Consider the following 22,635-nt stretch of genomic DNA (forward strand, 5'->3'; position numbering starts at 1 on the left):
CATATTATGGTAAAATAACTTTATTCAATAACAACATTTATATGTTTAATAAGGGGTAAAGTAATGACAAAAGTTGGATTAGTAATGAGAAAAATACAATTTACGGAGGCACAAGGCCCACGTATCTTCGCTGAACGTCTTAAAGTGATTGGAGAAGAGCTAGGCATTGAAATTATTTTTATTTCACCAGAACGGCATGTGAGCGGATATGACTGGCTTCCTGGATACGAACATGAAAAAGGAGATCTTGTTAACTATGATATCGTACTAGATCAAATTTATTCTCAAAAAATTGATCACGTTATCTACACAGTGTCTGGTTTTACTTATTTAAAAATGTTCTTGAAAAATAGTGTGCTTTTTCCACATAGTTTCCCAGATCCGGCTTTGACAGGATATGAGATGATGAAGCCTTTCTATCAAATTGTGGATAAGGCAATTGTCCAAACCGATTTTTTGAAAAAGGAAATGGCACGTCATTATGGTGTTCATGATGTAACGGTTATTCCAATTGGGTTCAATGAAACTCTTGCGAATAAATACTATGATCCATCTCAAGTTGTAGATAATCGCATCCTTTGGATTGGCAGAGATGAAGAAAATCGGCGCCCTGATCTAGTGATTGAGTATGCACATAAAAACCCGGATAAAGAAGTGTTTATGGTTTTCGGTGGCGAACGATATCGAGAAAGTATGAAGAAATATCAAATTCCAAGTAATGTGAAACTCCAGTTTGCTCTATCACAAGATGAAATTTTCACCTTGATGAATTCTGCAAAGGTATATTGGAGCTGTTCTAAATTTGACACTTTCGCCATGCCTCTAACTGAAGCTTTAGCAATGGGGAAGATTATCGTTAAACCAGAGCATCCATGCTATGATCATATCAGTGCGAAGTATTCCTTCTCCGGCAATGAAAAGAATTGGTTTGAACTTGTTAATATGGCAGCTTCTGTTCCAATTAAAGCATCTATGGAGAATCGTAATTACGCATTTGATGCCTTTTCAAACACGGTGATGAGAGAAGGCTATCGTTTATTCTTTAATGAGTGGATTAAATAGGATTAAATATAAAAGCAATTAGCCGATTGGAGACAATTCACCGATCGGCTTTTTTTATCCAATCGCCATTTTTTTCATGATTAAATATTTTTCATTGTCAACCTTTTTGTGAGTAAACCAGATAGGATGACAAAGAATAATTGTATAACTTAACAAAATGGAGATGGATCCTATGTCAAATACGAATCAAATACCTCGAGAAGATGGAATGGATCATAGTCTGAGCCTTTTGAGAGAAGGATATATGTATATTTTAAATAGACGCCGAAGCTTTCAATCTGATATCTTTGAAACCCGTTTACTTGGAAGTAAAGTAATTTGTATGGGTGGAAAGGAAGCAGCTGAGGTTTTTTATGACACTGAAAAGTTCAAAAGAAAAAATGCAGCACCTAATCGGGCGGTGCAAACATTGTTCGGGAAAAATGGCGTCCAAAGTTTAGACGATATGAAACATAAACAGCGTAAAGAAATGTTTATGTCCATCATGTCCCCAGATCAATTAAAAAAACTGATTAACATCACAAAGGAACAATGGCAGGCAGCAGTAAATAAATGGAGGGATATGGACGAAGTTACCCTTTATGATGAAGTACAGGTACTTTTGTGCCGGACCGCCTGCCAATGGGCAGATGTACCGCTTCCAGAAGAGAAAGCTGCTGAGCTGTCAAAAGATTTAGGGGCAATGTTCGAGTCGGCTGCGAAAGTAGGTCCAAGTCATTGGAAAGGGAGGAACGCAAGAAATCAAGTAGAAAAGTGGATGGGAGATATTATTGATAAGGTTCGTGCAGGAAACGTACAGCCTTCTAAGAATTCTGTATTAGAGCAATTTGTCTGGTACCGTAATCCAGATGGAAATCTACTTGATACTAAGACTGTTGCTGTAGAGATCATCAATATTTTACGGCCAATTGTGGCGATTGCCATATATATTAACTTTCTAGCATTGGCCCTGTATCATCATCCAGAAGAAGGTAAAAAGCTGAAAACCAATGATACAAAATATCCTGAACTGTTTATACAAGAAGTCCGCCGTTTCTATCCTTTTTTTCCTTTTGTAGCGGCATTGGTAAAAAAGGATTTTACTTGGAAGGGCTATACATTTAAAAAAGACACATTGACGCTGCTGGATATCTACGGTACAAATCATGACACAAGCATTTGGGATAATCCTGATCGATTTAATCCCAAAAGATTTGAAAACCGTAAAGAAAATTTATATGATTTTATCCCTCAAGGTGGTGGTGATTATTTTTTGGGTCACCGCTGCGCAGGGGAGTGGGTAACCCTTGAAGTATTAAAAGTAAGCCTTGATTTTTTAGTAACCCAAATAAAGTATGAAATTCCTGATCAAGATTTAAGCTTTAGCATGGATAGTATGCCAAGTATTCCTAATAGCAGAATAGTAATGAAAAATATCAAGAAATTATTTTAGCGATTGTTCATTTGTTCCATACAATTTAAATCATTAATCCAACCATTTAACTGACAACTATTATCCATATTCAAAGTTTGAACCGCCTTTACATTTGTGTATGGCGGTTTTTTTACTTCACTGGGTTTCCTGCATTAAAATAATGAAAGAATAGAAATTATTTCAATGCGATTTACTTTAGAGAGCATGGAGAGATTCTCTTTGAAATTGCAACAGATCCTCCAGGATTTGCACATGACGAAACACAAGAAATTTTGGGTGAGAAGCTGATGCTGTCTGCTCAATATGAATCACATAGAGAGAAAATCGAACGTGTCCTATTGCCTTTTGAAATTCGTAAATTTGATTAGGACTGGAAAGGAATGATTCTCTTTGCTAACAATGATCCTATTGCCGGAACATTCTATAGAGCTATGGGGAACAAAATCATATGGCTGTGATTTGGTAATAGGGAAGGTTGCCCAATTTCATTTTGATGAAGAAATTTATGCAATTGGAAGAATTGATCCAAAGTGCTAAGAAAAGAAATCACTCTTCCAGATTATCAAGTAAGCCGGCTTTTTTGCACTTAGAACAAATGATCCTATTTGTTCTCGAATGAAATCTAAGGAACTTTATTCACATGTGAGAATGCGAATGCAATTGTGCATCTTCTTTATGAAAAAATTAGGCATCTATTATGAATTCAAAAAGTGAAGCTGCAGCAGAGTGGTTTTGTAGTCTAAATTGCATTTCATATCATATTAGAAGATTTTTGATATACAATTACTGACTGATAAAATGAAGAATAGGGAAAAATAATAGCAAGCATGTATACAGTGATAAGCTGGCATAGATGCATTATACACAATTTTATTAAATCAAAATTATGGAGGATTTTATTTATGTCAAAAGATTTTTATTCTGTTTTAAAAGAAAGACGTTCATATTATGGAATTAATAAAGACATCTCCGTATCTGAAGAGAGAATAAAGGAAATAATTGAATTTGCAGTAAAATATACTCCGTCTGCCTTTAACTCTCAAACAGCGCGTCTTGTTGTATTAACTGGAGATGCCCATAATAAATTATGGGATATTACAACAAAGACATTAAAAGAAGTTGTTGGAAATGGGGATTTCACTGGAACTCAGCAAAAAATGGATTCATTTAATGCAGGGTATGGTACAGTCTTATTTTTTGAAGATGAAGCAATTGTTAAAGCCCTTCAAGAACAATTTGCTTTATATGCTGATAATTTTCCTATTTGGTCTGAACAAGCTTCTGGTATGCACCAATTAGTAGTCTGGGCTGGATTAGAGGCAGAAGGTCTAGGTGCATCATTACAGCACTATAACCCACTAATTGATGAAGAAGTAAAAAGGGAATGGAATATTCCTTCAACTTGGAAATTAATTGCTCAAATTCCATTTGGAAATCCAACTGCACAACCTGGTGAAAAAGAATTTAAGCCACTTGAAGAACGTGTTAAATTCATAAAATAAAGAGAATTTTTCTTTTCCTGATAATACGCTTATTATCAGGTTTTTTTATTCAGGTAATAAACCATGTAATGTACTAGAATCATTATTCAGATTAGGAATCTTATCAAATCAAAAAGGAAGTGTTTTTACGCATAAATAAAATCTTCCAGGGAATTTTATAAATATTAATAATAGAAGAGGCGGATATCATAAATGGAGAAAAAACTATTGAATCTACTTTTTTGCATATGTATTTGTACAGTTCCATTCTTATTTAAAGGGGAAAAAATGCGAGAAAACCTAGTTGTTTTTTTCTCAAAAGGAGTTCTAGCAACACTAGTGGATGCTTATGTTGTTGGTACGAAAAGAGTTGCCTATCCAGTCCGACCCTTCCCATCAATATTTAAGACTAACCTCATTTATGATATATTATTTTTCCCTATTTTAAGTGTGATCTGGGTTAAAATTTCTTACAATGATAGGCTGCCTATGATTCTTCTCAAAAGTTTACTATTTAGTGTACCCATGAGTATTGGACAATGGTATTTTGAAAAAAACACTAAACTATTTAAGTGGGAAAAATGGTCTATTTTCCATACATTTGGCAGTGTTTGTTTTACCCTATTTACAATTAGAGGGTTTGTTGGATTAATCAAAAAAATTGATTTATTAAAAAATAAACAGCCTTCCACAGAATAGTGGAGACTAATTATTTATGAAAAAAGTACAAAAATTAGAAGCCATTTTATGGAGCATAGCCTTTCCAGGTTTTGGGCAACTCTTAAACAGACATTTATTTAAAGGATTTGTTTTTATCTTTTTAGAGTTTATCATAAATGTAAACAGTTTCTTTAATCAAGCTATTATGTATAGTTTTCTTGGAAAAATAATGGATGCTGAATTAGTGGTCAATCATCAATGGCTCATGTTTTACCCTTGTCTATATATGTATGCTATGTATGACGCTTACAAATTTGCTGATGGGGAAAATCCGCCATATTCGTATGTTCCATTTGCTTTTGGGGCCTATTTTGTCACAGTTGGTCTTATGTATTCTCCAAACAAATACTTTGGTATTTTTTTTGGACCCATATGGCTTCCAATATTGTCTTTGATTCCTGGTCTGGCTGTTGGGTTCATTATTCGTTATTTTATAATTAAATATCATTCACGCCAAATAAGCAGTTAAGCATGCTTCCCTCCATTGTTCCTCCTTTCATCAAGAGTAAATGCAAAATTTAAATGGGATACTAAATCTATAATATAAAGAAGGAGGAGTTTCACATTGGAATCTGAAAAAAAGCAAGTAAATATTGAATTATCTTGCACAGAAATTGGTGGTCTTTGGGGTGTTTATTTACAAGAAAGTATGAATTCATGTTTTCTTAAATACTTTTTGCATCATCTTCAAGATGAAGAAATTATTCCATTAGCAAAAGAGGCACTACAAGTTTCACAAGTCCGATTAGAAAAGATAAAAAGCTTTTTCCTTTCAGAAAACTTTCCGTTGCCTGCTGCTTTTTCAGAAGGAGATGTGAATTTTGCAGCCCCTCCATTATTCAATGATGTGTTTACATTAAGTTATATTTATATGATGAATCGTTTAGGGATGATTAATTTTAGCTATACTGCATCCAATAACGTTCGGCTTGATGTGCTTGATTTTTTTACAGAGTGTATTCATACCTCTACAGAAATGTTCGGAAAAGCAGTCAAGATGATGTTGTCAAAAGGCATTTATGATCGACCGCCTAAAATGAACTACCCTAAAGAAATTGAATTTGTCCAGAAGGATTCCTTTTTAACAGGATTTATAGGTGCTAAACGTCCGTTGAACGCCATAGAATTATCCGAGATATTTTTTAATATTGAGCGTAATTACTTTTCGATACTTATAATGCTAGCCTTTGCTCAAGTAGTAAAAGACAAGAGTCTAAAAAAACATATAAAAAAGGGAAAAACGATAAGTGAAAAGCAAATTTCCTTCTTCAATAATTTACTAATGGAAGAAGGACTGCTTGGGACTGTGACCGTTGGCATGGAAGTAACTGACTCTACTTTCTCACCATTCTCAGATAAACTTATCCTTTCTATGATAAATGTATTAAATTCCGTAGATATTAGCTTAATTTCACATGCAATGTCTGTAACGATGAGAACCGATCTTACGGCTCAATATAGTAAAATTATTGCAGAGGTTATGATGTACGCAAAGGACACTTTCGATATAGTGGTGGAGAAGAAGTGGCTGGAGCAGCCCCCGCTGGTGACAAATCGAAAGAAACTGATAAATAGTAAAAAATGAGCATGTGGTACAAAAATAAATAAAGGGAAGCCAGAGAGTTAATTTGGTTTCCCTTTATTATTTTTAAAAATATTGCTGTGTACCCGAAAAAGTTCTTTAAAAAACACGGTTCAATGCAAATATGTTATTGTCGGCTCTACAAAATCCTTTTTACGGTACACATTCAGAATGAGACCAAGTATTGCAGAGTAAAACAGCAGCATACTTCCACCATAGCTAATAAAAGGGAGGGAGACGCCCATAATTGGTACAATTCCAAAGCCCATTAGGACATTCCAGCAAGTAGGAACAGTGAATAATGTTGCACCTCCGATTACTAACAGCCTTCCAAATAGATCCTTTGTTATTAACGCATTGATTGAAATTCGTAAAATAAATATCAATAGGATTATACATAGGAGTATTCCAAATAACCATCCTAGGGAATAGACAAGATAAGGAAAAACAAAATCTGTATGTGCTGCAGGCAGAAATTGTTGGATATTAATATCGTTGTAGAGCCCCCGACCGAACCAGCCTGAATTTGATAAAATGTCTTTAACCAAAATGTACATAAATCCTGCTCCATTTGGATCAGCATCAGGATTAATAAAAGCAGCTAGTCTAATAAAAAAGTAATCTTTGCGATAGGACGTAATCAATGTGCTTAAAAAAATTAAACCTGCAGCCATATTAACCAGTCCTATGCTAACAGCTAACCTTTTCTGAACTTGAGAAAAAGCAAACATTGATCCTATACAAAAAAAGTAAATGATACTAAACATTATATTAGGAAGCATCATATAGAAAAAAATAGGGCTCCAAAATAAGAAAAAGAGTAATATTTGTTTTTTCCAGCTTTTAAATGTATTAATTTTGTTAAAGATACCAGCCCACGCAAGGAACAGAAAAAATAAGGAGAGAACTGTTACATTCATTCTATATCCAAAAAAAGAAATCCACGTCTTTATCCCATTTGTTGTATAACCAGATATATTAGTAAATATTAGCAGTGCCAAACCACTTCCGAAAAAAAACACCCAACTTTTTGTTAGCTTTCTGTAATCAAAGAATAAAATTCCTACGATTACTAAAATACTAAGTGTTAACCAGATTGCTTGCCGCCCAATAAAGAAGGTATTGAATATTGCCATTTCAGGAACACCGCCTACTAGTGGAAGAAAGCTAATGCCAGCAATAATAATAAATAAAAAAATAAGAAGCCAATCCATTTTGGGCTTATGGATGCGGTTTAAATTATCTCCAATGGTGAAGGGGTTACCCATTTCTTTTATTGCCTTATCATCCGCTTCATCTTTAGATACTCCACCCTTTTGGAAGGTTTGGCTTAACTCTACCAAGTGATTGGTTAGTTCTTTTTTGATCATCTTGTGAGCTTCTTTGGATTTTACTTTAGATGTTACTTTAGATAAAAATTCATCAAATCTTGAAGAGTTCATAAGGATGCCTCCTCAATTAAATGTTTTAGAGATGTAAGTTGCTTCGTGCTTTCTTGTTTGTATGCAGCTGCGTATTTTTTCCCTTTTGTGGTCAAAGTATAGTATTTTTTTTCATTTATCCACTTTGAGGAAAGGATTCCTTTGTTTTCTAACAGATGTAAAAGGGTATAGAGCTGTCCTTCATTGTTTTGGAAACAAAGTTCATGTTTTTGAAAAAGAAGAGTGGATATATCGTATCCATCCCTTGATTCAAGTTGAAGTGTTTCTAATAGAGCTATTATGGTTGACTCTTTCCAAGAATGGAGATTTAGTTGTGACTGTTTTCCTTGAATCGCTTCTTTCACAGCATCTTTCCGCTCATTTGAAAAGGTAAGATCCTTAAAGACCGTTTTTTTCATGACATTCTTTAAATTATTGAAGGGATTGTCCATTGATTAATCCTCCTTAATCAGCTTGTCCTTAAGTAACTCCTTCGCTCGTTTTAATCTAGTTTTTATCGTATTTATATTGACAGAAGTAACTTTGCTTATCTCTGCTAATGGCATCTCCTCATAGTAATGAAGAAAAACTGCTTCTCTGTACTTAATTGGTAAATTCATGACAGCTTGAGTCAAACTTTCTTCTTCATTCTTCGCAATGATCTCCTCTTCAACATGAATGGATTTGGAAGGGATATAATCAAAAATTTTCTCGTTTAGCGTTATTTTGCGATAATGCCAGCTTCTTAAATAGTCTTTACAATGATTGCAAGCGATTCGATATACCCAAGTTTTTATTGAAGATCGTTGACTAAACTGACCTAATTTTTCATAACACTTAATAAATATCTCTTGGGTTAAATCCTCCGCTGTCGTTCGATTTTTTACATATGTATATACGAGATGCAGAAGATCATCACTATATTCTTGCATTAATTGATCAATGATCAGTTCTTTTTCTTCCAAACTTTCAATTGTCACCAAAAAATGCCTAAGCTCACTCATCTAGTTATCACCTCTTCCTACATTTTAGACGAAGCTGCCATCATTATGGTTTGAAAAAAACAATAACAGATTCATATTTTGCAATGTATATTCTTAGTGGGTGATTCTTTTCTTTAAAACCTCCATAGATTATTAGGTTCCGTTACAAGGATGGTGCGAAATTGGGTTAATATACCATTCTTTACACATTTTCTGTATAATAAAAGAATGAATATTCCGACATTAATAGAACAAATAGGATAGGAGTATATGATGATTTATGAAATTTATGGTGACAGAAAAAGCGATGTCACAATCTTAGCTATCCCAGCATTAGGGGAGCGGAAAGAGTTTTATTTACCGTTAGCCAAACAATTAAAGGATTATCGATGGATTGTTTGTGAATTGCCCGGACATAACGGCTATCAAACAAAGGATATTTCGATTAATTGCTATCTGGATAATTTAAAGGAGTTACTTGATACTTTAGAAGCTGCAAAAGTCCATTTAGTAGGCAATTCTATTGGAGCTACCATCATTCAGGCTTTTTATCAAAAATACTCGGATGTGGTCCATTCTCTATTTTTACTAGATGGCGGATATTACTTTTTAGGGGAGCGTCAAGGTACAGAAGAAAAAATGACTTTACAAAAAATCGAGAATTTTGAGGAAATAAAAGAGGCTGTTCATGAATTTATATATTCCATCGAAGGTTTAAGACAACAGAAGTACGAGCAATTTGAACAGTATTTTTTAGAGAATTACATAAAGGATGCTGGCTCTTATAGACATCATTGTGATATAGATTCCTATAATGCTTTAAGCAGAGAAGTAGATTCGATCGATTATTGTCTGAAGAAACAACCTGATATTCCTTTAATTTTACTGCTAGCTGAAAATAACTTGGACGAGTATGCTAAAGAAAAAATAAAAGCGTTTCAAGGACGCCATCCATTAGCAAAGTGCAGCTCATTCAAAACGGGCATCACTATTTACCTTTAACCCATACTGAAGATATAAAAAATCACCTAAAAAGCTGCATCGAGCAGTACGAGGGAGAAGTTTTTGGTGGGAAAAGTGATGGTGAAGGAGAGTAAGTACTATGGGAAAACCGAAAAAAATGACGTTACAAGGGATCGCAATAATCATACTGATGTTTTCAATAATAAGCTGCGGAGCTGTGTATTATTTTTACTTTTTTACACCTAAAAATTCACTTGAGCTATACCAAGCAATTTCATTTGCAAAAGATTTTGAAGAGGCACAGAAGCTTACCATAAAAGGGTATGAGGATCATTTTAAGAAAGAAGACTTTGATTATATAAATAAATTGGGCAGAAATGCTATTAGTGTAAGTCAATTTACTGCTTTTGAATATGATGAAAAAACTTATCTAGTTATGACAACACCAGGTACAGAAAAGTTAAAGATACTTGCGGTAGAAGAACTCCCCAAGGACATAAGAGAATATTTCAGAAAAATATCACCGAGAAACTAACTTCCATCCTTTATTTGTACGGACTAACAAATTTCCTTTAGAACTGGAATGACGTTAGAAATACATTAGGTTAAAAGCAAAAACAATAAAGTTTATGCATGACTCAATGATCTGACTGCAAAAATAGGAAGGTTTAAACTTGTGAGATAAATAAGTATATACTAAGGACTTTAGTATATTGCTGGGGTGGTCCAATTTGATGTTTTCATATATAGATATTAGAAGCGGAAACGCAAAATGTGTTTTAGTAATTAATAAACAAGCGTATGAGTTTTATCCTACTTTTCATTCAGATGCTCTTGGAGATTTTGTTTCATATCTTGCATCCGTACATCCGTTATGTAAATTAAGCTGGAAAGAAGGTGCTTTTCATCAAGTAAAAGGAGGGATTACGTGGCATACTGGACCCATGCTGCTATGTTGGGAATTTAAGCGTGATTTTGACGAATTAGAAATTATAATTACAGAAACTCAAAATCCGATTGCAGACAGAAAAAAGAATCCAAATTTGCCGAGAACAGTCCTAAAAACGAAATGTAACTTTAATGAGTTTATTTTATGTGTCGTAAAAGAGTTAGACCGAGTTATTAAACAGCGAGGAATCTTAGGATATCGTCAAGAGTGGCAAAATTACACATTTCCAGTAGATGGATTTTTAGCTTTGAAATATGCTTGTCTATATAACAAACCTTTCGAGATTACAAAGAGTCAAAGTGGTACTTCAATTGATGAGGAGCTTCATTTACTGATTAAAAATATTGATTAAATATAGATAACATCAAATTAGATTAATTTATCAATCATTTTTACGGTAATACTAAGGATATATCTTTTTAAGCTAGGTAAGGAGTGACGAAAATGCCTCGAAAGTCTGCACAATCTAACGAAGGCTCGGAAGGGGATACAGTTAGCCATTTGTCAAATAATCAACAAAATAAAGATGAAATTGGAAAGCTTTCTCATATGCTAGCAGCGGTGTTGGAATATTTATCAGATGAAGAAATAGAAGAGATTGATATCGACTATATCTTAGAAAAGACTGAAGGACTTAGAGAATGGTGGAATCTATATCAAGAGAAGAATAGGAAACTCATTGAGAAAGAAATTAAGGAATCTCTCAGTGATCTTCCTTTGGAAGAACTGCAAAGGATCCGTGAACAGATAAAGAATAAACAGGATTGAATGTACAGCCGTCAAACACTGCAAAATACAATATTAAATGTTGAATGACTGAGGAAGTTAGAAAGAGATGAGATGCGGATGTTGCATTGGCAAGGAAATTTTTTGACAGCCCCTTTTTTCTAGTGGACGTATAAGGGATTATCAAAGTGACAATTGATCAATGGAGATGAAATGGAAGGCAATATTGGAAAAATCATAATAGTCCTGTGTTTATGAGGAACAATATATTGAAAAACAATCAAAAGGATAAAAAGCGAGGAGTTTTATGAAAAAGTCTGCAATGTTTTTCCTATGTCTTCTTATATTTCTTCTTCCATCACAAGCTCTTGCTCAACGTAAAATACCTATTTTAATCTATCATTCAATTGATGAATTTAAAGGGCAGGGTTCTAAGGAGTTATATGTAACACCGAAGAATTTCGAGAATCAAATGATTTATTTAAGAGATCATGGCTACACATTATTAACTTTTGATCAATGGCAAGACATTAATAAAGTAAACAAACCCATTTTCATTACTTTTGATGATGGATACAAAAATAATTTGAATGCATTTGGTATCTTCCAAAAACTAAAAAACGAACATTTTAAACCAACTGGAACTACTTTTATAATTTCTGACTTTATCGGTCGCTCCAACCGCTTATCGGAATCCGATTTAAAAATGATGGCTGATTCAGGGATTATCTCCATTCAGTCTCATACTGCTACACATCCTGATTTGACGAAGATAAAGGATTATGAATATGAACTGAAAGAGTCTAAAGATAAAATTCAAAAAATAACGGGAAAACCAGTTAATGCTCTTGCGTATCCATACGGAAATTTTAATAACAAGGTTGTAGAAGAAACGAAGAAATACTATATGTTTGGACTTACGACAACTCCTGAACTATTTTCTGAGACGGGCATAAAAGACGAATTCTATCTTTTACCACGGATTTATATCAAGTACTCAACTACTCTTGATGACTTTGCAAAGATCGTTAAGGGAGAATGAATGCCGATTGTCTTTATCGCAGAAGTCGATGGAAATAGAAGAATTATTTGAAAAACCGATTCCATTTAACGAATCGGTTTTTTGTTTTTAAAAAGACTCTTTCCTTTTTTATAAAAATGGATGAGGAAAAAAGTATTGAAGTGGATGAGGAAAAAATTATTAAAATTCATTATGATAGAAGAGTAAGTTACCGGACATTCACATTCACTAGATTAAAGAATTGGTTTCTCAAAGAACCCATTAACTTAAGAAGATGTGGGACTGGTTAATTCAGTTATTCATTTAAGGGATGTCACTAATGTAATCAGTAAGTACTTCGAAATTTTTAAACAAAATGTAGCGAGGGGTTTCTATGTACATTATTTTACTTATCATGCTTATTTCTGCATGTTTTGTTTTAATTCTTTGCGGCTACTTTCTTTCAATTATTAGGTTAAAGTTCGGGAAAAGTATTTTTCTTTTTATCCCCATTGTCATTGCAATATTTATGATTAATATTGTCATCGCTTTGGTTGAATTATCTCATTCACCCAACTGGAGCTAAAGTCCGAAAATTAAATAGAAGTTACCTTTATGTACCGATATTTAGAATTAAGCACCCAGAAATTACCCTAGGAGTTGATAGATATGACATGGACGGCTTTTATTATAATCATTCTTGGAATAACGTTGAAGATGTTAACGAGTCCTCCAAGTGCAGTTGTAAATTGGATTTTAAGTAAATTTGCACTTCATCCTACCCTTGATTCTGAAGAAGTGACTATAACATTTAATGGTAATTACTTGGAAGGGGAAGAAAAAATTAATTTTACAGACTTTTTTAATAAAGCTTCATTCTTAGAAAGGAACGATATTTTTCCAGGAGATGAAAAATTATTCCTGCACCCAGAAACGAATATTATTCCATTTATCATTCATGTAAAGAAAAGTAAAAGAGATATGATTTTCTATGTCTATTGTGAGAATGATCAAATTTTTGTTGTTAAACAGTGGAAAAGAAAAGTTGCTTCTTATAATCTTAGATCTGATAATTTACAAGATTTCACTGCTTCTAATAGTATAAATGTGTAATGATATAAGGTTAAACATTATTTAAGGGTCAATAAATTATATAAAAAAGTAATCCCATTTTTAATTTAAGGGGATTACTTTTTTATTTTCTATACTTAAATTTGCAGATTTGATATGTTCGAATTTAGGGGATTTTGGAAGAGATATAACGGATGGTGAATCTTCAATAATCAAGGTTCACTTTTTTTGTTAAACAATTATAAAATATTTAACTAATTGATTATATACCCCCGTTTTAGAATGGGGGTATATGTGTTTGAGGTTTTAAAATTAACACATAGAACTACTTCTTCTCAGTGGCAAAATAAAGAATGGCTGCTATTGGGAAAGCAATACCAATCCATAATACAGTACTCCATCCTCCCGCTGCGTATGCCCATCCCCCAATTGCAGATCCAATTGCACCACCTAAAAAGAAAATAGCCATAAATAGTCCATTCAGACGGCCACGGATTTCTGGACTCAATGAGAAAAGCGCGCGTTGTCCAAGCACAAGATTAGCTGATACTCCGGCATCCAATAGTAGCGATGAAACAACGAGAACCGCTATTCCGATCGGAGTGCTAGTTTGGACTATAAGCGGCAGCAAAAAAGAAATGATGACAGCAAGGAGTGCTATTCCTGTTGCGGGTCGAGTCATGCCGCGGTCTGCTATTCGACCTGCTATGGGTGCGGCTACTGCACCCGCAACTCCAACTAGTGCAAACAATGCAATGCCTTTCTGAGAAAAATGAAATGCAGGGCTAGATAACAGCTGTGGAACTGTTGTCCAAAATAAGCTAAAGGACGCAAATACACATGCATGATAGGCAGCACGTCGGCGTAATATCGGGGTTGTTCGCAGCAAGTGCCACATGGACTTGAGTAATGCAGCATAGTTAGTATCCGTTGAAGGCTTTCTTGCAGGTAACAACTTCGAAAGTACGATAGCTAAAATAATAACAGCTGTGGCAGACAAACCAAATACGGCATGCCATCCAAAAAAGTCTGCTACCAAGCTAGACAAAGGACGAGAGAGCATAATGCCAAGTAACAAACCGCTCATGACATTGCCGACAACACGACCGCGTGAAGAATCGGTTGCAAGAAATGACGCAAAAGGTACAAGTACTTGCGTAGCCACAGAACCTAAACCAATTACAAATGAAGCAATTAAGAACAGCAGAGCTTGCTTCGACACTGCAGTAATTGCAAGGGCAACTGCTGTGAAAAGTAAAGAAACGACTACCAGCTTGCGGTTTTCAACAATATCTCCCATAGGAACAATAAATAGCAAGCCGACTACGTAACCAATCTGCGTGAACGTAACAATGAAGCCAGACCAGTTAGCTGAAAGCCCGATGGATGAGCTGATTACCTCGACCAAGGGTTGCGCATAGTAAAGATTAGCGACAATAATGCCGCATGCAGCAGCTAGAAGTATGGTATACCAGGCAGGTATGTTTTTTGTGTATGTTTGCTTTTTTAAATCAGTCATTTAATACATCTCCTTATAAGAAATAAATTACTTTACACTGAAACTTCATTTTTTCAAGACAGGATTATTGGTCATACTAGCTTTTCTCCTTTTAAATACTGAACGTATAGTTTATTAAATGAATAACATTATAATATACTGAACGTATAGTTTTGTAAATAGGAATTTTCTTTTTATTTTTGTGTATAATTGGTATACTGAACGTATAGTTTATAATTGAAAGAATGGTGATGAGTAAGGTGAATGGCAAAAGAGGGAGGCCGCGTAATGTAGAAGCGCAAAAGTCGATCCTTTCCGCGTCCTATGAGCTATTGTTGGAGAATGGGTTTCAATTTGTCACTGTTGATAGAATTGCTGAACGTGCCCAAGTTAGCAAAGCCACGATTTATAAATGGTGGCCAAATAAGGCTGCTGTGGTAATGGATGGTTTCCTTTATGCTGCTTCTGAAAGATTGTCCGTACCTGATACGGGTTCTGCTTATAATGATATTCAAATTCATGCCACGAATTTAACTCGGTTCTTGACTAGTAAAGAGGGGACCATTATTAAGCAATTATTAGGAGAAGGACAGTTTGATTCAGGATTGGCAGATGCTTATCGGGATCGATATTTCCGTCCTCGCAGACTTGAAGCAAGAAGTCTATTAGAAAAAGGGATTGATCGCGGGGAATTGAAAAAAAATCTTAATATTGACATATGCATTGATTTAATTTACGGACCGATTTTCTATCGTTTGCTAGTAACTGGCCAAACGTTGGATGAACTATATGTGCAACAATTAGTATTAAACGCTTTTGAAGGAATCCGTTCTAACTAAGTGGTCTTAAGAAGGTGCTAATAGGTCTGTAATTTTCATCTAAGAGTGCGTTTCTATTTAAAACGAAGGTTGATTAAAAATCAAAATCCTGTGTTAATTGACAGGATTTTTTCTTGTTCAACAATCGGGCCATTTACTTAACAAAATAACATTTATAAATAAAAATGGCGTTTTATGTTAATATTGGTATAGGTTCCCAAATGTTATAATTCAGCTATTGTAAGCAGGTTTGTATAAGAGCTTTATGATGTATAATTCATATATAGAAGTGAGGAAAGATGAAAGTATGGGTGTATGAATGGATATAAAAACATTATGGGGTTTAAGGATTCAAGAATTTTATCGGAAAATGTTCAGGTACTATTCAATAATCGGTGCGAATGTTGTTTATTTTTTTCTTGTCATTAGTAGTATCTTTATTTATTATTTTCATTTATTTCTTCAGTGGATACCTCCTCAAATATCTGTTGAAATCATCTTATCCCTAATAGTAACCTTCATTTTAATGCAGACAAAAGTTCGTACATTTATTAAAAGGGCAGATATAATGTTTTTGTTGCCATTAGAATGGGCATTAAAGCCGTATTTTATTAAATCACTTGTATATAGTTTTATTATTGATGTTATTAAATTGCTAAGTATAATTACCATTTTATTATCTCTATTTTTACACACAACTAATATAAACCTTCCAATCTTCTTTTTAATCGTGGGAATTGTTTCTTATAACATTTTAATGAAGTGGATCGAACAATGGTTAAAGAACCATGTCCAATTGGTGTTACACAGGCTATATTGGTTTTTTTCAATCTATTTTATGTGTTACTTTTTATTAAAAAATGACTGGATTTTTGAGATTGTTTTAATAAGTATAAATTTCGTCTATTTAATTTATTTTTTAGGAAAAAAAAGAAATTTGAATTGGCAGTGGCTAATAGATGAAGAAGAAAGTGCCTTATTAAGACACTTTAAATTTATTAATATTTTCATGGATGTTCCTAATCTTAAACGTTCTTTTCGGAAAAGACGTTTGCTCACTATGATTCTAAAGATATGTATCCCATATAGTCAAAGAAGCACATTCGTATATTTGTACTCACACTTGTTTATCAGATACAATGATTACTTTTACCTTTATTTTAGACTAACTTTAATTGGCATATTTGTTAATTATTCTTTACCAGCAAGTGGCTGGATTTTTAATCTCCTCATTGTATTTATGACAGGATTTCAAGTAATTCCTCTACAACATGAAATTAAACAAAGTGTATTTCTTTACCCTATTTCTATATCCCAGAAAAATGATTCTTTCTTAAAGTTTGTCTTGGTTATATTATATGTTCAATTATTTATTCTTTATTTCTCTATGTTCATTCATACTTCTACTGCAAAAATATACTATCCTGCAATTGGAAGTTTATTCGTTTATGTATTCGTATATTTCTTTGTATCAAAGAAAGTCAATATCTCAGGAAGTGCATGTAAAGAATAGCGTGGTATTCTACTAACTGAGGCTTTAGTAAAATTACTGAGAAGGCATTTTTGCCTTATTCGCAATAAACGGACGCATTTCTGAAATAAGGAAAGCGTCTTTTTTCATGAGGAGGGCCATATTGTGGAGCAGCAATGTCAACATATAAAGCTAACACAAGATATTTTGGATACATTTACTTAAAAGTAAAGGTGCAGTTTGAACAGGGTATATAAGTGTTTAACAAATATAGTAAATTATGGTATTTTAATTTTGTAGATTCATAAATAATTAAACTATCCTGGGAGAGTGGTATAAGTGTTTGAGTATGAGCGATCTTTGCCTTTAGGATTTAAGGAATTTTCAATTATTAGGAAGGATGGTTATACAGTCAGGGATGTATCCTATTTAAGCCCACTTGGTGGGAGGATACCTGCTTATTTAGTTGTTCCAAATAAAGAAGGACAGTCTTTTCCAGCAGTCGTTTTTTTGCACCCTGGCCAAGGGAATCGAGCGACGTTTTTATCGGAAGCTGAGGATTTGGCTTCGAAAGGGATCATTTCTCTATTAATTGATGCACCTTCTATGCGAAAAGCTCCTCCCCAGGATTTGTCACAAGAACAGGAACTAACCCTTATTGTAGAGGGGGTAGTTAACATTCAGGGATACATTCAGACTGTTGTAGACCTTCGAAGGGGTATTGATCTACTTTCAAGCTTTGAATATGTTGACTCTGATCGACTTGTATATGTTGGGCATAGCCTGGGAGCCACTTGGGGTGGAGTACTTGCTGGAGTTGATGAACGAATTAAAGCATACGTTCTTATGGCTGGGTTTTCCAGCGTGTCCAAATGGCATAAAACAAGTGAACACCCATTAGCAGTTTTAATTCGCAATATGTTATCGGGAGAACAATTTAATAAATTTATCACTGAGTTGGAGCCATTGGATGCAGTACATTACATTAAAAAAGCTGCACCTGCATCACTGTTCTTTCAATTTAGTCGTAATGACGAATTTATCTCAAAAGACCAAGCGAAAACATATTACACGGTTGCAAGTTCACCGAAAGAAGTTGCTTGGTATGAAACTGACCATCTTTTTACAGCGTGCGATACTGCTTATAGAGAGCGAATGCAATGGATTACGGGACAATTAGGGCTAGATTCTTATAATCCTATACAGCCTGTAAGGAAAAAAGAGTGATTAAATGAAATAAAAGTGAGCAAAAATCTCAACGAGTGGATGAAGTATACTTCATCCTTTTTTCTTGAACGAACTAGTGCGTTAGTTCAACAAGGACGAATATATTTCGGTAGGAATTTATTGAACTTTTGTATAGAAAGAGAAGTTTGAGTATCACAACAAATAGAGCGTTACCGCTCTTTGCGTGAACACGCAAAAATAATGCGTTGGAAAACAGAAAGTTGACGGCCAATACGGATTCTGATGACAGCGAATTCCACTATGATCAAAGAGTGTACTAAGTGCTTAACACTCATTTTGAGAATGTATGGAGGGATGTTGTCATGTCCAAGGTCTATTATAAATTTGTTAATTTTTTCAATTTGTCCGATCCGACCTATGTCGATTTTGTGCGTAAATTTGAAGCCAAAACAAAGAAAGAAATCTCCTTCTATTTGTTTCTTGGCTTGTTACCCGGCCTGATTGCATATTTGTTCATCTATCCGCTTCGAGAAGTGATGATGGCATGGACCGGCTTATCAGCTCACTATGTGCAGTTATATGTTCTCGTCCTCATGAGCGCTGGCTGGCATATGCTTATTCCTTTCCTGATGCTTCGTTTTAAGGACGGACTTTCATTCAAGGAATCGCTCGTATACTTAGGTTTTGCCAGACTTGATTTGAAAGGACTTTTGCTCATCTTTCCGATTTTGACCATTCTATTCACGTTATTAGCGTTGCCTTATGTAAAATACGTCTATCCTCCGTTCTTTGAATGGTTGAATGGATTCCCGTCTTTCCATATGGGGGAATGGCATGTTTTTTATCAAGGGTATTACGACCCGAACTTTCCCTTGCTGCTGTTACTAATTGGCCTAATTGGAAACTTTATTGGCGAGGAAATTTACTTTCGCGGCTATCTACTGCGTAAGGTTGGACGCCTCAAACTTGACTGGCTATGGATTGCGATTATTTTTCAGTTTTATCATATGTGGCAAGCACCAATCAACTGGGCGTACGTTCCGATAGCTGTAATTATCCCGGAAGAAATCTTAGTCAAGCTGCGGAAAAATATTTATGGAGCAATCTTGCTGCATCTGTTCGTCAATTTTATATGGGGAATGATTAATATGTATTTGGTTGGTGTGCGATAAGCCCTCGTTTGTTATGTACCTTGGCTTTTATGAACGACTTGTTGATTTTTTAAAGTAATAGATTCGAAGAGAGGTGATGCAATTTGCCGGAAATTGCACGCAAATATAATATGGCAGTATACGGCTCAGCCTTATTATTCCTGCTTGTTGCGGTTTATATTCATGCCATCACATTAAAAAACCCATATACTGGTTTAATGTTCCGCGAAGATGGGGGCACCTGGGTCGTTGCTTCCATCGATACGGACGGTAAAGCGAGAGAGAACGTCCAAATCGGTGACAGACTTCTGTCAGTTGACGGACAAAATCCAGAAGTGATGAAGCTCGGTGATCGTGCTTATTTGAAGCGATTGGGGGCACTTGAATTTGAGCGTGAGGGTCTGAGTCGCTTCGAATTAAGAATCGACGCAGGAATGCCAGATTTGTATAAGAGTTTGTTTGCAGCCTGCGCGGAACTGTCACTAATGGTTATCGGACTGGCTGCTTATCGGAACAAGCCTGAGTCATATATGGTACGCCGTTTTTATGCACTGAACATATTCATGGCGGCGACGCTGCTATCGGTCTATTCGACAGAGATGGTGCTTACTGGACTAATGTTGCCTGTCGTTGCAAGTTGGCTGCCTTACCTGCTGTTTGCCTTCTTCGTTGCCTTTGTATTTCGTACGGTCCCAGGGTGGATTGGTTTAGTGATGGCTTCCTACAGAGGATTGGCTGCCTTATTCGCCGTATACGCGTTACTGGTTTTCTCGCTTGGGGAAATCCCTGGGTGGACCAGAAGTGCTCTTAATGCAGCTCTGATTGGTACATTACTTGCCATATTAGTAATTGCTTTCGTATATTGGCGCGGCTTGGATCGAGCTGAAAAAAACCGGTTGCTGACATTTGTTACCGCGTTAACATTTGGACTGATGCCCTACCTGTTTCTGTATGCACTCCCCGACCTGCTATGGGGGGAATACATAGCGCTGCCAGATATGACATTGGCGGGTCTCGTTATCCTTCCTGCTTCCATACTTTGGCTTTGGGCTAGACAAAAGCTGCTCGACATCCGCTTCTATCTTCCCAGTTTAGTTATTCATGGGTTGTATGTTGGGCTTGCAATAATCCTGATTGCGGCACTCATCCGCTCTAGTGCATCTTTAGTAACACTAACATTGTGTGGCGTGTTCGTTGGCCTGACATGGCTGCATCGAATCGGGCTTGATAACTTTAAACGGCAGCGGGAGAAACGGGTAAATCGTCTGGATCGACAGCGCTTGGAAATGTCGATAAGGTTCGCTGAGCATCGCAATAGCCGTGATCTATTACGAATGCCTACAGAGCTTGTCCACAGCGTGACAGACATCGAGGGACTTTGCTTCGTTTGGAAGCGGGGAAGTGAACCTATTTTCTATGGAACAGGGCCTTTTGTCGAGATGCGGACGTTAAGCCATTTCCGTCAATCCGACTTGAGTGTTTTTGCACAAGTCATGGATCTTGTGCAGCCCGACGGAATGGTCATTGGCTATTTGGGCCTTGGTTCAAAAAAGAATCATACATCCTTTACATCAGAAGAGCTTAGCTTAATCGACAAAGTCAGGCTAGAAACCGTCCGTCTACTAATGGGTGCTGCCCTACTCGATGATCTACGAAATGCGAAAAGTGAGTTACCAAAGGAAACCACGGAATTCAAAATACTTGAGGCACAGCAGGCAGAGCGGGTTCGAATGTCTTATTATTTGCATGATCATGTTTTGCAAAACCTAATCTTTCTTGCACGGGATTTAGAAGAATTACACGATACCGAACAAAGTGACAAGCAGCTGACTGCCGTCTGGTTGAAATGTTTGTATGATACGCAACGTGATATCCGAATGCTGTGTGATCATTTATACCCGCATATCATTGATCAGGCAGGCTTAGATGCAGCACTTCTCTGGCTCGTTCGTACAGTTAAGGAGAATGGCGGCCCAGCTATCAAATTGGAAAACAAACTGCCGACTACGTTGCCTTCGTTATACAAGATGACGCTATTCCGCATAGTGCGTGAACTTGCTAATAATACAGTCAAGCATGCCAGGGCACAAAAGCTAGAGATTCGGTTATGGGAAATAGATGGTGCGTTCTGCGGACAAATTAGCGATGACGGCATCGGATTCGATCCAGCAAATGTGAGCGGGATTCGGTCTGATTCTCAAGGATTCGGGCTTGTCACGATCAGCAGTCAAATCGCCCAATTTGGAGGCAACATCGAGATTGACTCAGGAGCTGAACGCGGAACGATTGTCCGCATTAGGCTGCCGAAACAGGGAGGTGAAGAAAAATATGGAGCAACCAATCAAGGTGATACTACTAGATGATCACCCGCTTGTCCTGGAGGGATTGAAGAATCGCCTGGAGCGTGAGAAGGATATGCTGGTCGTAGGGACCTTCAATGACCCGTCCGTGATGCTAAAACGTATAGGTGCATTGAAACCGGACGTCGCCATTATTGATATTTCAATGCCAGGTATGACAGGATTCGACTTGGCGGTAGAAATAAAGAAGACTTTCGATATGGCAATCAGGTTAATCGTACTGTCAGGTTATGTCTACGATGAGTATGTGCATAAAGCGTATGAGATAGGCATTCACGCTTATTTATCTAAACAGGCGACCTATCCACAAATTATAAACGCCATCCGGCAGAGTATGCTAGGGCTTCGGCTTATACCGGAGAAAATGACTATATTACAGAGAGCAGATCAATTGACACCGACAGAGAAGAAAGTACTAAAGCAAATTGCACTGGAGAAGACAAATAAGGAAATTGCCAGGGAGTTAGCGATGAGCCAGCGCACGGTAGAATATCATATGGCTGCTATTAACCGAAAGCTTGATGTGAAGACAAGGGTTGGAGCTGTAGCAAAGGGCTATGAGATAGGATTGCTAGAACGCTTGTATGACTAAAACTGGTATAGAAGGGAGTCCTCCCTTAATTATACTGTCAATTTTATGGCGTAGCGGGTTGATATTGTATTGAAATTCAATTTACGTTAATTTTAAAAAATGTTCGGTTCAGATATCTACTAATCTTTCATTTACCTTACAATTCACACATCTAAAAGGAATGGAAGATTGAGAAATAGAATCCA

Annotated in this window: 24 protein-coding genes and 1 pseudogene; 21 read left to right on the forward strand and 4 right to left on the reverse strand. The window is 35.9% G+C overall.

The features are described from left to right. The first annotated feature begins 63 nt into the window (after positions 1-63). The 8 genes and pseudogenes from ASU02_RS08645 (at position 64) to ASU02_RS08670 (ending at position 6,262) form a co-directional block, all read left to right on the forward strand. Positions 64-1,062, forward strand: a complete 999-nt coding sequence (locus tag ASU02_RS08645) for a glycosyltransferase (RefSeq protein WP_057763022.1) — start codon at positions 64-66, stop codon at positions 1,060-1,062. A 172-nt stretch (positions 1,063-1,234) separates the two neighbouring features. Beyond that, a complete protein-coding gene (locus tag ASU02_RS08650) occupies positions 1,235-2,494 on the forward strand; it encodes a cytochrome P450 (protein ID WP_057763023.1) in 1,260 nt (419 codons plus the stop codon). 146 nt (positions 2,495-2,640) lie between these two features. Further along, positions 2,641-2,844 (forward strand): annotated as a pseudogene (locus ASU02_RS25750) (ring-cleaving dioxygenase); the annotation flags it as partial. Between the two features lie 22 nt (positions 2,845-2,866). Further along, entirely contained in the window at positions 2,867-3,013 is a 147-nt protein-coding gene (locus ASU02_RS26385; protein ID WP_157684500.1) for a hypothetical protein, read from the forward strand. A gap of 365 nt (positions 3,014-3,378) precedes the next feature. After that, complete coding sequence (locus ASU02_RS08655; RefSeq protein WP_057763024.1) at positions 3,379-3,978, forward strand: nitroreductase family protein; 600 nt, start codon at positions 3,379-3,381, stop codon at positions 3,976-3,978. 267 nt (positions 3,979-4,245) lie between these two features. Further along, a complete protein-coding gene (locus tag ASU02_RS08660) occupies positions 4,246-4,656 on the forward strand; it encodes a CBO0543 family protein (RefSeq protein ID WP_332307634.1) in 411 nt (136 codons plus the stop codon). A 16-nt stretch (positions 4,657-4,672) separates the two neighbouring features. Continuing rightward, positions 4,673-5,146 carry a hypothetical protein gene (locus ASU02_RS08665; protein ID WP_057763026.1) on the forward strand — a complete coding sequence of 158 codons (474 nt, stop codon included), beginning with the start codon at positions 4,673-4,675 and terminating at the stop codon, positions 5,144-5,146. Between the two features lie 96 nt (positions 5,147-5,242). After that, positions 5,243-6,262, forward strand: a complete 1,020-nt coding sequence (locus ASU02_RS08670) for a DUF3231 family protein (RefSeq protein ID WP_057763027.1) — start codon at positions 5,243-5,245, stop codon at positions 6,260-6,262. Positions 6,263-6,372: 110 nt separating this feature from the next. Here the strand turns inward: ASU02_RS08670 and ASU02_RS08675 are convergent, their stop codons facing one another. The 3 genes from ASU02_RS08675 to ASU02_RS08685 are packed head-to-tail and all read right to left on the reverse strand — an operon-like array spanning position 6,373 to position 8,684. Then, positions 6,373-7,701, reverse strand: a complete 1,329-nt coding sequence (locus tag ASU02_RS08675; RefSeq protein WP_057763028.1) for an FtsW/RodA/SpoVE family cell cycle protein — start codon at positions 7,699-7,701, stop codon at positions 6,373-6,375. After that, entirely contained in the window at positions 7,698-8,132 is a 435-nt protein-coding gene (locus tag ASU02_RS08680) for a PadR family transcriptional regulator (protein ID WP_057763029.1), read from the reverse strand. The genes ASU02_RS08675 and ASU02_RS08680 overlap by 4 nt, the downstream gene beginning before the upstream one ends. Positions 8,133-8,135: 3 nt before the next feature. Next, a complete protein-coding gene (locus tag ASU02_RS08685; protein WP_057763030.1) occupies positions 8,136-8,684 on the reverse strand; it encodes a sigma-70 family RNA polymerase sigma factor in 549 nt (182 codons plus the stop codon). Between the two features lie 252 nt (positions 8,685-8,936). On the opposite strand from ASU02_RS08685, the gene ASU02_RS08690 reads away from it, so the two are divergent. From ASU02_RS08690 to ASU02_RS08720, 7 genes are all read left to right on the forward strand, one after another. Continuing rightward, the gene (locus tag ASU02_RS08690) at positions 8,937-9,665 is read left to right on the forward strand and encodes an alpha/beta hydrolase (RefSeq protein WP_057763031.1); all 729 of its coding nucleotides are present in this window, start codon (positions 8,937-8,939) and stop codon (positions 9,663-9,665) included. A gap of 100 nt (positions 9,666-9,765) precedes the next feature. Then, positions 9,766-10,161, forward strand: coding sequence for a hypothetical protein (locus ASU02_RS08695; protein WP_057763032.1), 396 nt, complete (start codon positions 9,766-9,768; stop codon positions 10,159-10,161). A 199-nt stretch (positions 10,162-10,360) separates the two neighbouring features. Beyond that, positions 10,361-10,927, forward strand: coding sequence for a hypothetical protein (locus ASU02_RS08700; protein ID WP_057763033.1), 567 nt, complete (start codon positions 10,361-10,363; stop codon positions 10,925-10,927). A 92-nt stretch (positions 10,928-11,019) separates the two neighbouring features. After that, positions 11,020-11,343: a hypothetical protein gene (locus ASU02_RS08705; protein ID WP_057763034.1), complete on the forward strand. Its 324-nt coding sequence runs from the start codon at positions 11,020-11,022 to the stop codon at positions 11,341-11,343. Positions 11,344-11,608: 265 nt separating this feature from the next. Beyond that, complete coding sequence (locus tag ASU02_RS08710; RefSeq protein WP_057763035.1) at positions 11,609-12,343, forward strand: polysaccharide deacetylase family protein; 735 nt, start codon at positions 11,609-11,611, stop codon at positions 12,341-12,343. A gap of 352 nt (positions 12,344-12,695) precedes the next feature. Next, positions 12,696-12,887 carry a hypothetical protein gene (locus ASU02_RS08715; RefSeq protein ID WP_057763036.1) on the forward strand — a complete coding sequence of 64 codons (192 nt, stop codon included), beginning with the start codon at positions 12,696-12,698 and terminating at the stop codon, positions 12,885-12,887. Positions 12,888-12,970: 83 nt separating this feature from the next. Continuing rightward, the gene (locus ASU02_RS08720; RefSeq protein ID WP_057763037.1) at positions 12,971-13,414 is read left to right on the forward strand and encodes a YfmQ family protein; all 444 of its coding nucleotides are present in this window, start codon (positions 12,971-12,973) and stop codon (positions 13,412-13,414) included. Positions 13,415-13,697: 283 nt separating this feature from the next. Here ASU02_RS08720 and ASU02_RS08725 read toward each other — a convergent pair whose 3' ends face one another. Then, positions 13,698-14,891: an MFS transporter gene (locus tag ASU02_RS08725; protein WP_057763038.1), complete on the reverse strand. Its 1,194-nt coding sequence runs from the start codon at positions 14,889-14,891 to the stop codon at positions 13,698-13,700. 230 nt (positions 14,892-15,121) lie between these two features. Here ASU02_RS08725 and ASU02_RS08730 point away from each other — a divergent pair, with 230 nt between their 5' ends. The 6 genes from ASU02_RS08730 to ASU02_RS08755 all read left to right on the forward strand — a co-directional run bounded on the left by ASU02_RS08730 (position 15,122) and on the right by ASU02_RS08755 (position 22,450). After that, entirely contained in the window at positions 15,122-15,709 is a 588-nt protein-coding gene (locus tag ASU02_RS08730; RefSeq protein WP_057763039.1) for a TetR/AcrR family transcriptional regulator, read from the forward strand. Positions 15,710-16,007: 298 nt separating this feature from the next. Next, complete coding sequence (locus tag ASU02_RS27370; RefSeq protein WP_057763040.1) at positions 16,008-17,201, forward strand: ABC transporter permease; 1,194 nt, start codon at positions 16,008-16,010, stop codon at positions 17,199-17,201. Between the two features lie 297 nt (positions 17,202-17,498). Continuing rightward, positions 17,499-18,386, forward strand: a complete 888-nt coding sequence (locus tag ASU02_RS08740) for an alpha/beta hydrolase (protein WP_057763041.1) — start codon at positions 17,499-17,501, stop codon at positions 18,384-18,386. A 323-nt stretch (positions 18,387-18,709) separates the two neighbouring features. Beyond that, positions 18,710-19,519: a CPBP family intramembrane glutamic endopeptidase gene (locus ASU02_RS08745; protein WP_057763042.1), complete on the forward strand. Its 810-nt coding sequence runs from the start codon at positions 18,710-18,712 to the stop codon at positions 19,517-19,519. Positions 19,520-19,602: 83 nt separating this feature from the next. Beyond that, on the forward strand, positions 19,603-21,861 hold the full coding sequence (locus tag ASU02_RS08750) for a sensor histidine kinase (RefSeq protein ID WP_057763043.1): 2,259 nt from the start codon (positions 19,603-19,605) through the stop codon (positions 21,859-21,861). Then, positions 21,827-22,450 carry a response regulator transcription factor gene (locus tag ASU02_RS08755; RefSeq protein ID WP_057763044.1) on the forward strand — a complete coding sequence of 208 codons (624 nt, stop codon included), beginning with the start codon at positions 21,827-21,829 and terminating at the stop codon, positions 22,448-22,450. The genes ASU02_RS08750 and ASU02_RS08755 overlap by 35 nt, the downstream gene beginning before the upstream one ends. The last annotated feature ends 185 nt before the right edge of the window (positions 22,451-22,635 follow it).

This window comes from Cytobacillus praedii (assembly GCF_001439605.1).
GTDB classification, from domain to species: domain Bacteria; phylum Bacillota; class Bacilli; order Bacillales; family Cytobacillaceae; genus Cytobacillus; species Cytobacillus praedii.

Coding starts and splice junctions, on each gene's coding strand:
- ASU02_RS08645 (WP_057763022.1), top strand. CDS start 64: ATGACAAAAGTTGGATTAGTAATGAGAAAAATACAATTTACGGAGGCA.
- ASU02_RS08650 (WP_057763023.1), top strand. CDS start 1,235: ATGTCAAATACGAATCAAATACCTCGAGAAGATGGAATGGATCATAGT.
- ASU02_RS08655 (WP_057763024.1), top strand. CDS start 3,379: ATGTCAAAAGATTTTTATTCTGTTTTAAAAGAAAGACGTTCATATTAT.
- ASU02_RS08660 (WP_332307634.1), top strand. CDS start 4,246: ATGCGAGAAAACCTAGTTGTTTTTTTCTCAAAAGGAGTTCTAGCAACA.
- ASU02_RS08665 (WP_057763026.1), top strand. CDS start 4,673: ATGAAAAAAGTACAAAAATTAGAAGCCATTTTATGGAGCATAGCCTTT.
- ASU02_RS08675 (WP_057763028.1), bottom strand. CDS start 7,701: ATGAACTCTTCAAGATTTGATGAATTTTTATCTAAAGTAACATCTAAA.
- ASU02_RS08680 (WP_057763029.1), bottom strand. CDS start 8,132: ATGGACAATCCCTTCAATAATTTAAAGAATGTCATGAAAAAAACGGTC.
- ASU02_RS08685 (WP_057763030.1), bottom strand. CDS start 8,684: ATGAGTGAGCTTAGGCATTTTTTGGTGACAATTGAAAGTTTGGAAGAA.
- ASU02_RS08690 (WP_057763031.1), top strand. CDS start 8,937: ATGATTTATGAAATTTATGGTGACAGAAAAAGCGATGTCACAATCTTA.
- ASU02_RS08695 (WP_057763032.1), top strand. CDS start 9,766: ATGGGAAAACCGAAAAAAATGACGTTACAAGGGATCGCAATAATCATA.
- ASU02_RS08700 (WP_057763033.1), top strand. CDS start 10,361: ATGTTTTCATATATAGATATTAGAAGCGGAAACGCAAAATGTGTTTTA.
- ASU02_RS08705 (WP_057763034.1), top strand. CDS start 11,020: ATGCCTCGAAAGTCTGCACAATCTAACGAAGGCTCGGAAGGGGATACA.
- ASU02_RS08710 (WP_057763035.1), top strand. CDS start 11,609: ATGAAAAAGTCTGCAATGTTTTTCCTATGTCTTCTTATATTTCTTCTT.
- ASU02_RS08715 (WP_057763036.1), top strand. CDS start 12,696: ATGTACATTATTTTACTTATCATGCTTATTTCTGCATGTTTTGTTTTA.
- ASU02_RS08720 (WP_057763037.1), top strand. CDS start 12,971: ATGACATGGACGGCTTTTATTATAATCATTCTTGGAATAACGTTGAAG.
- ASU02_RS08725 (WP_057763038.1), bottom strand. CDS start 14,891: ATGACTGATTTAAAAAAGCAAACATACACAAAAAACATACCTGCCTGG.
- ASU02_RS08730 (WP_057763039.1), top strand. CDS start 15,122: ATGAGTAAGGTGAATGGCAAAAGAGGGAGGCCGCGTAATGTAGAAGCG.
- ASU02_RS27370 (WP_057763040.1), top strand. CDS start 16,008: ATGGATATAAAAACATTATGGGGTTTAAGGATTCAAGAATTTTATCGG.
- ASU02_RS08745 (WP_057763042.1), top strand. CDS start 18,710: ATGTCCAAGGTCTATTATAAATTTGTTAATTTTTTCAATTTGTCCGAT.
- ASU02_RS08755 (WP_057763044.1), top strand. CDS start 21,827: ATGGAGCAACCAATCAAGGTGATACTACTAGATGATCACCCGCTTGTC.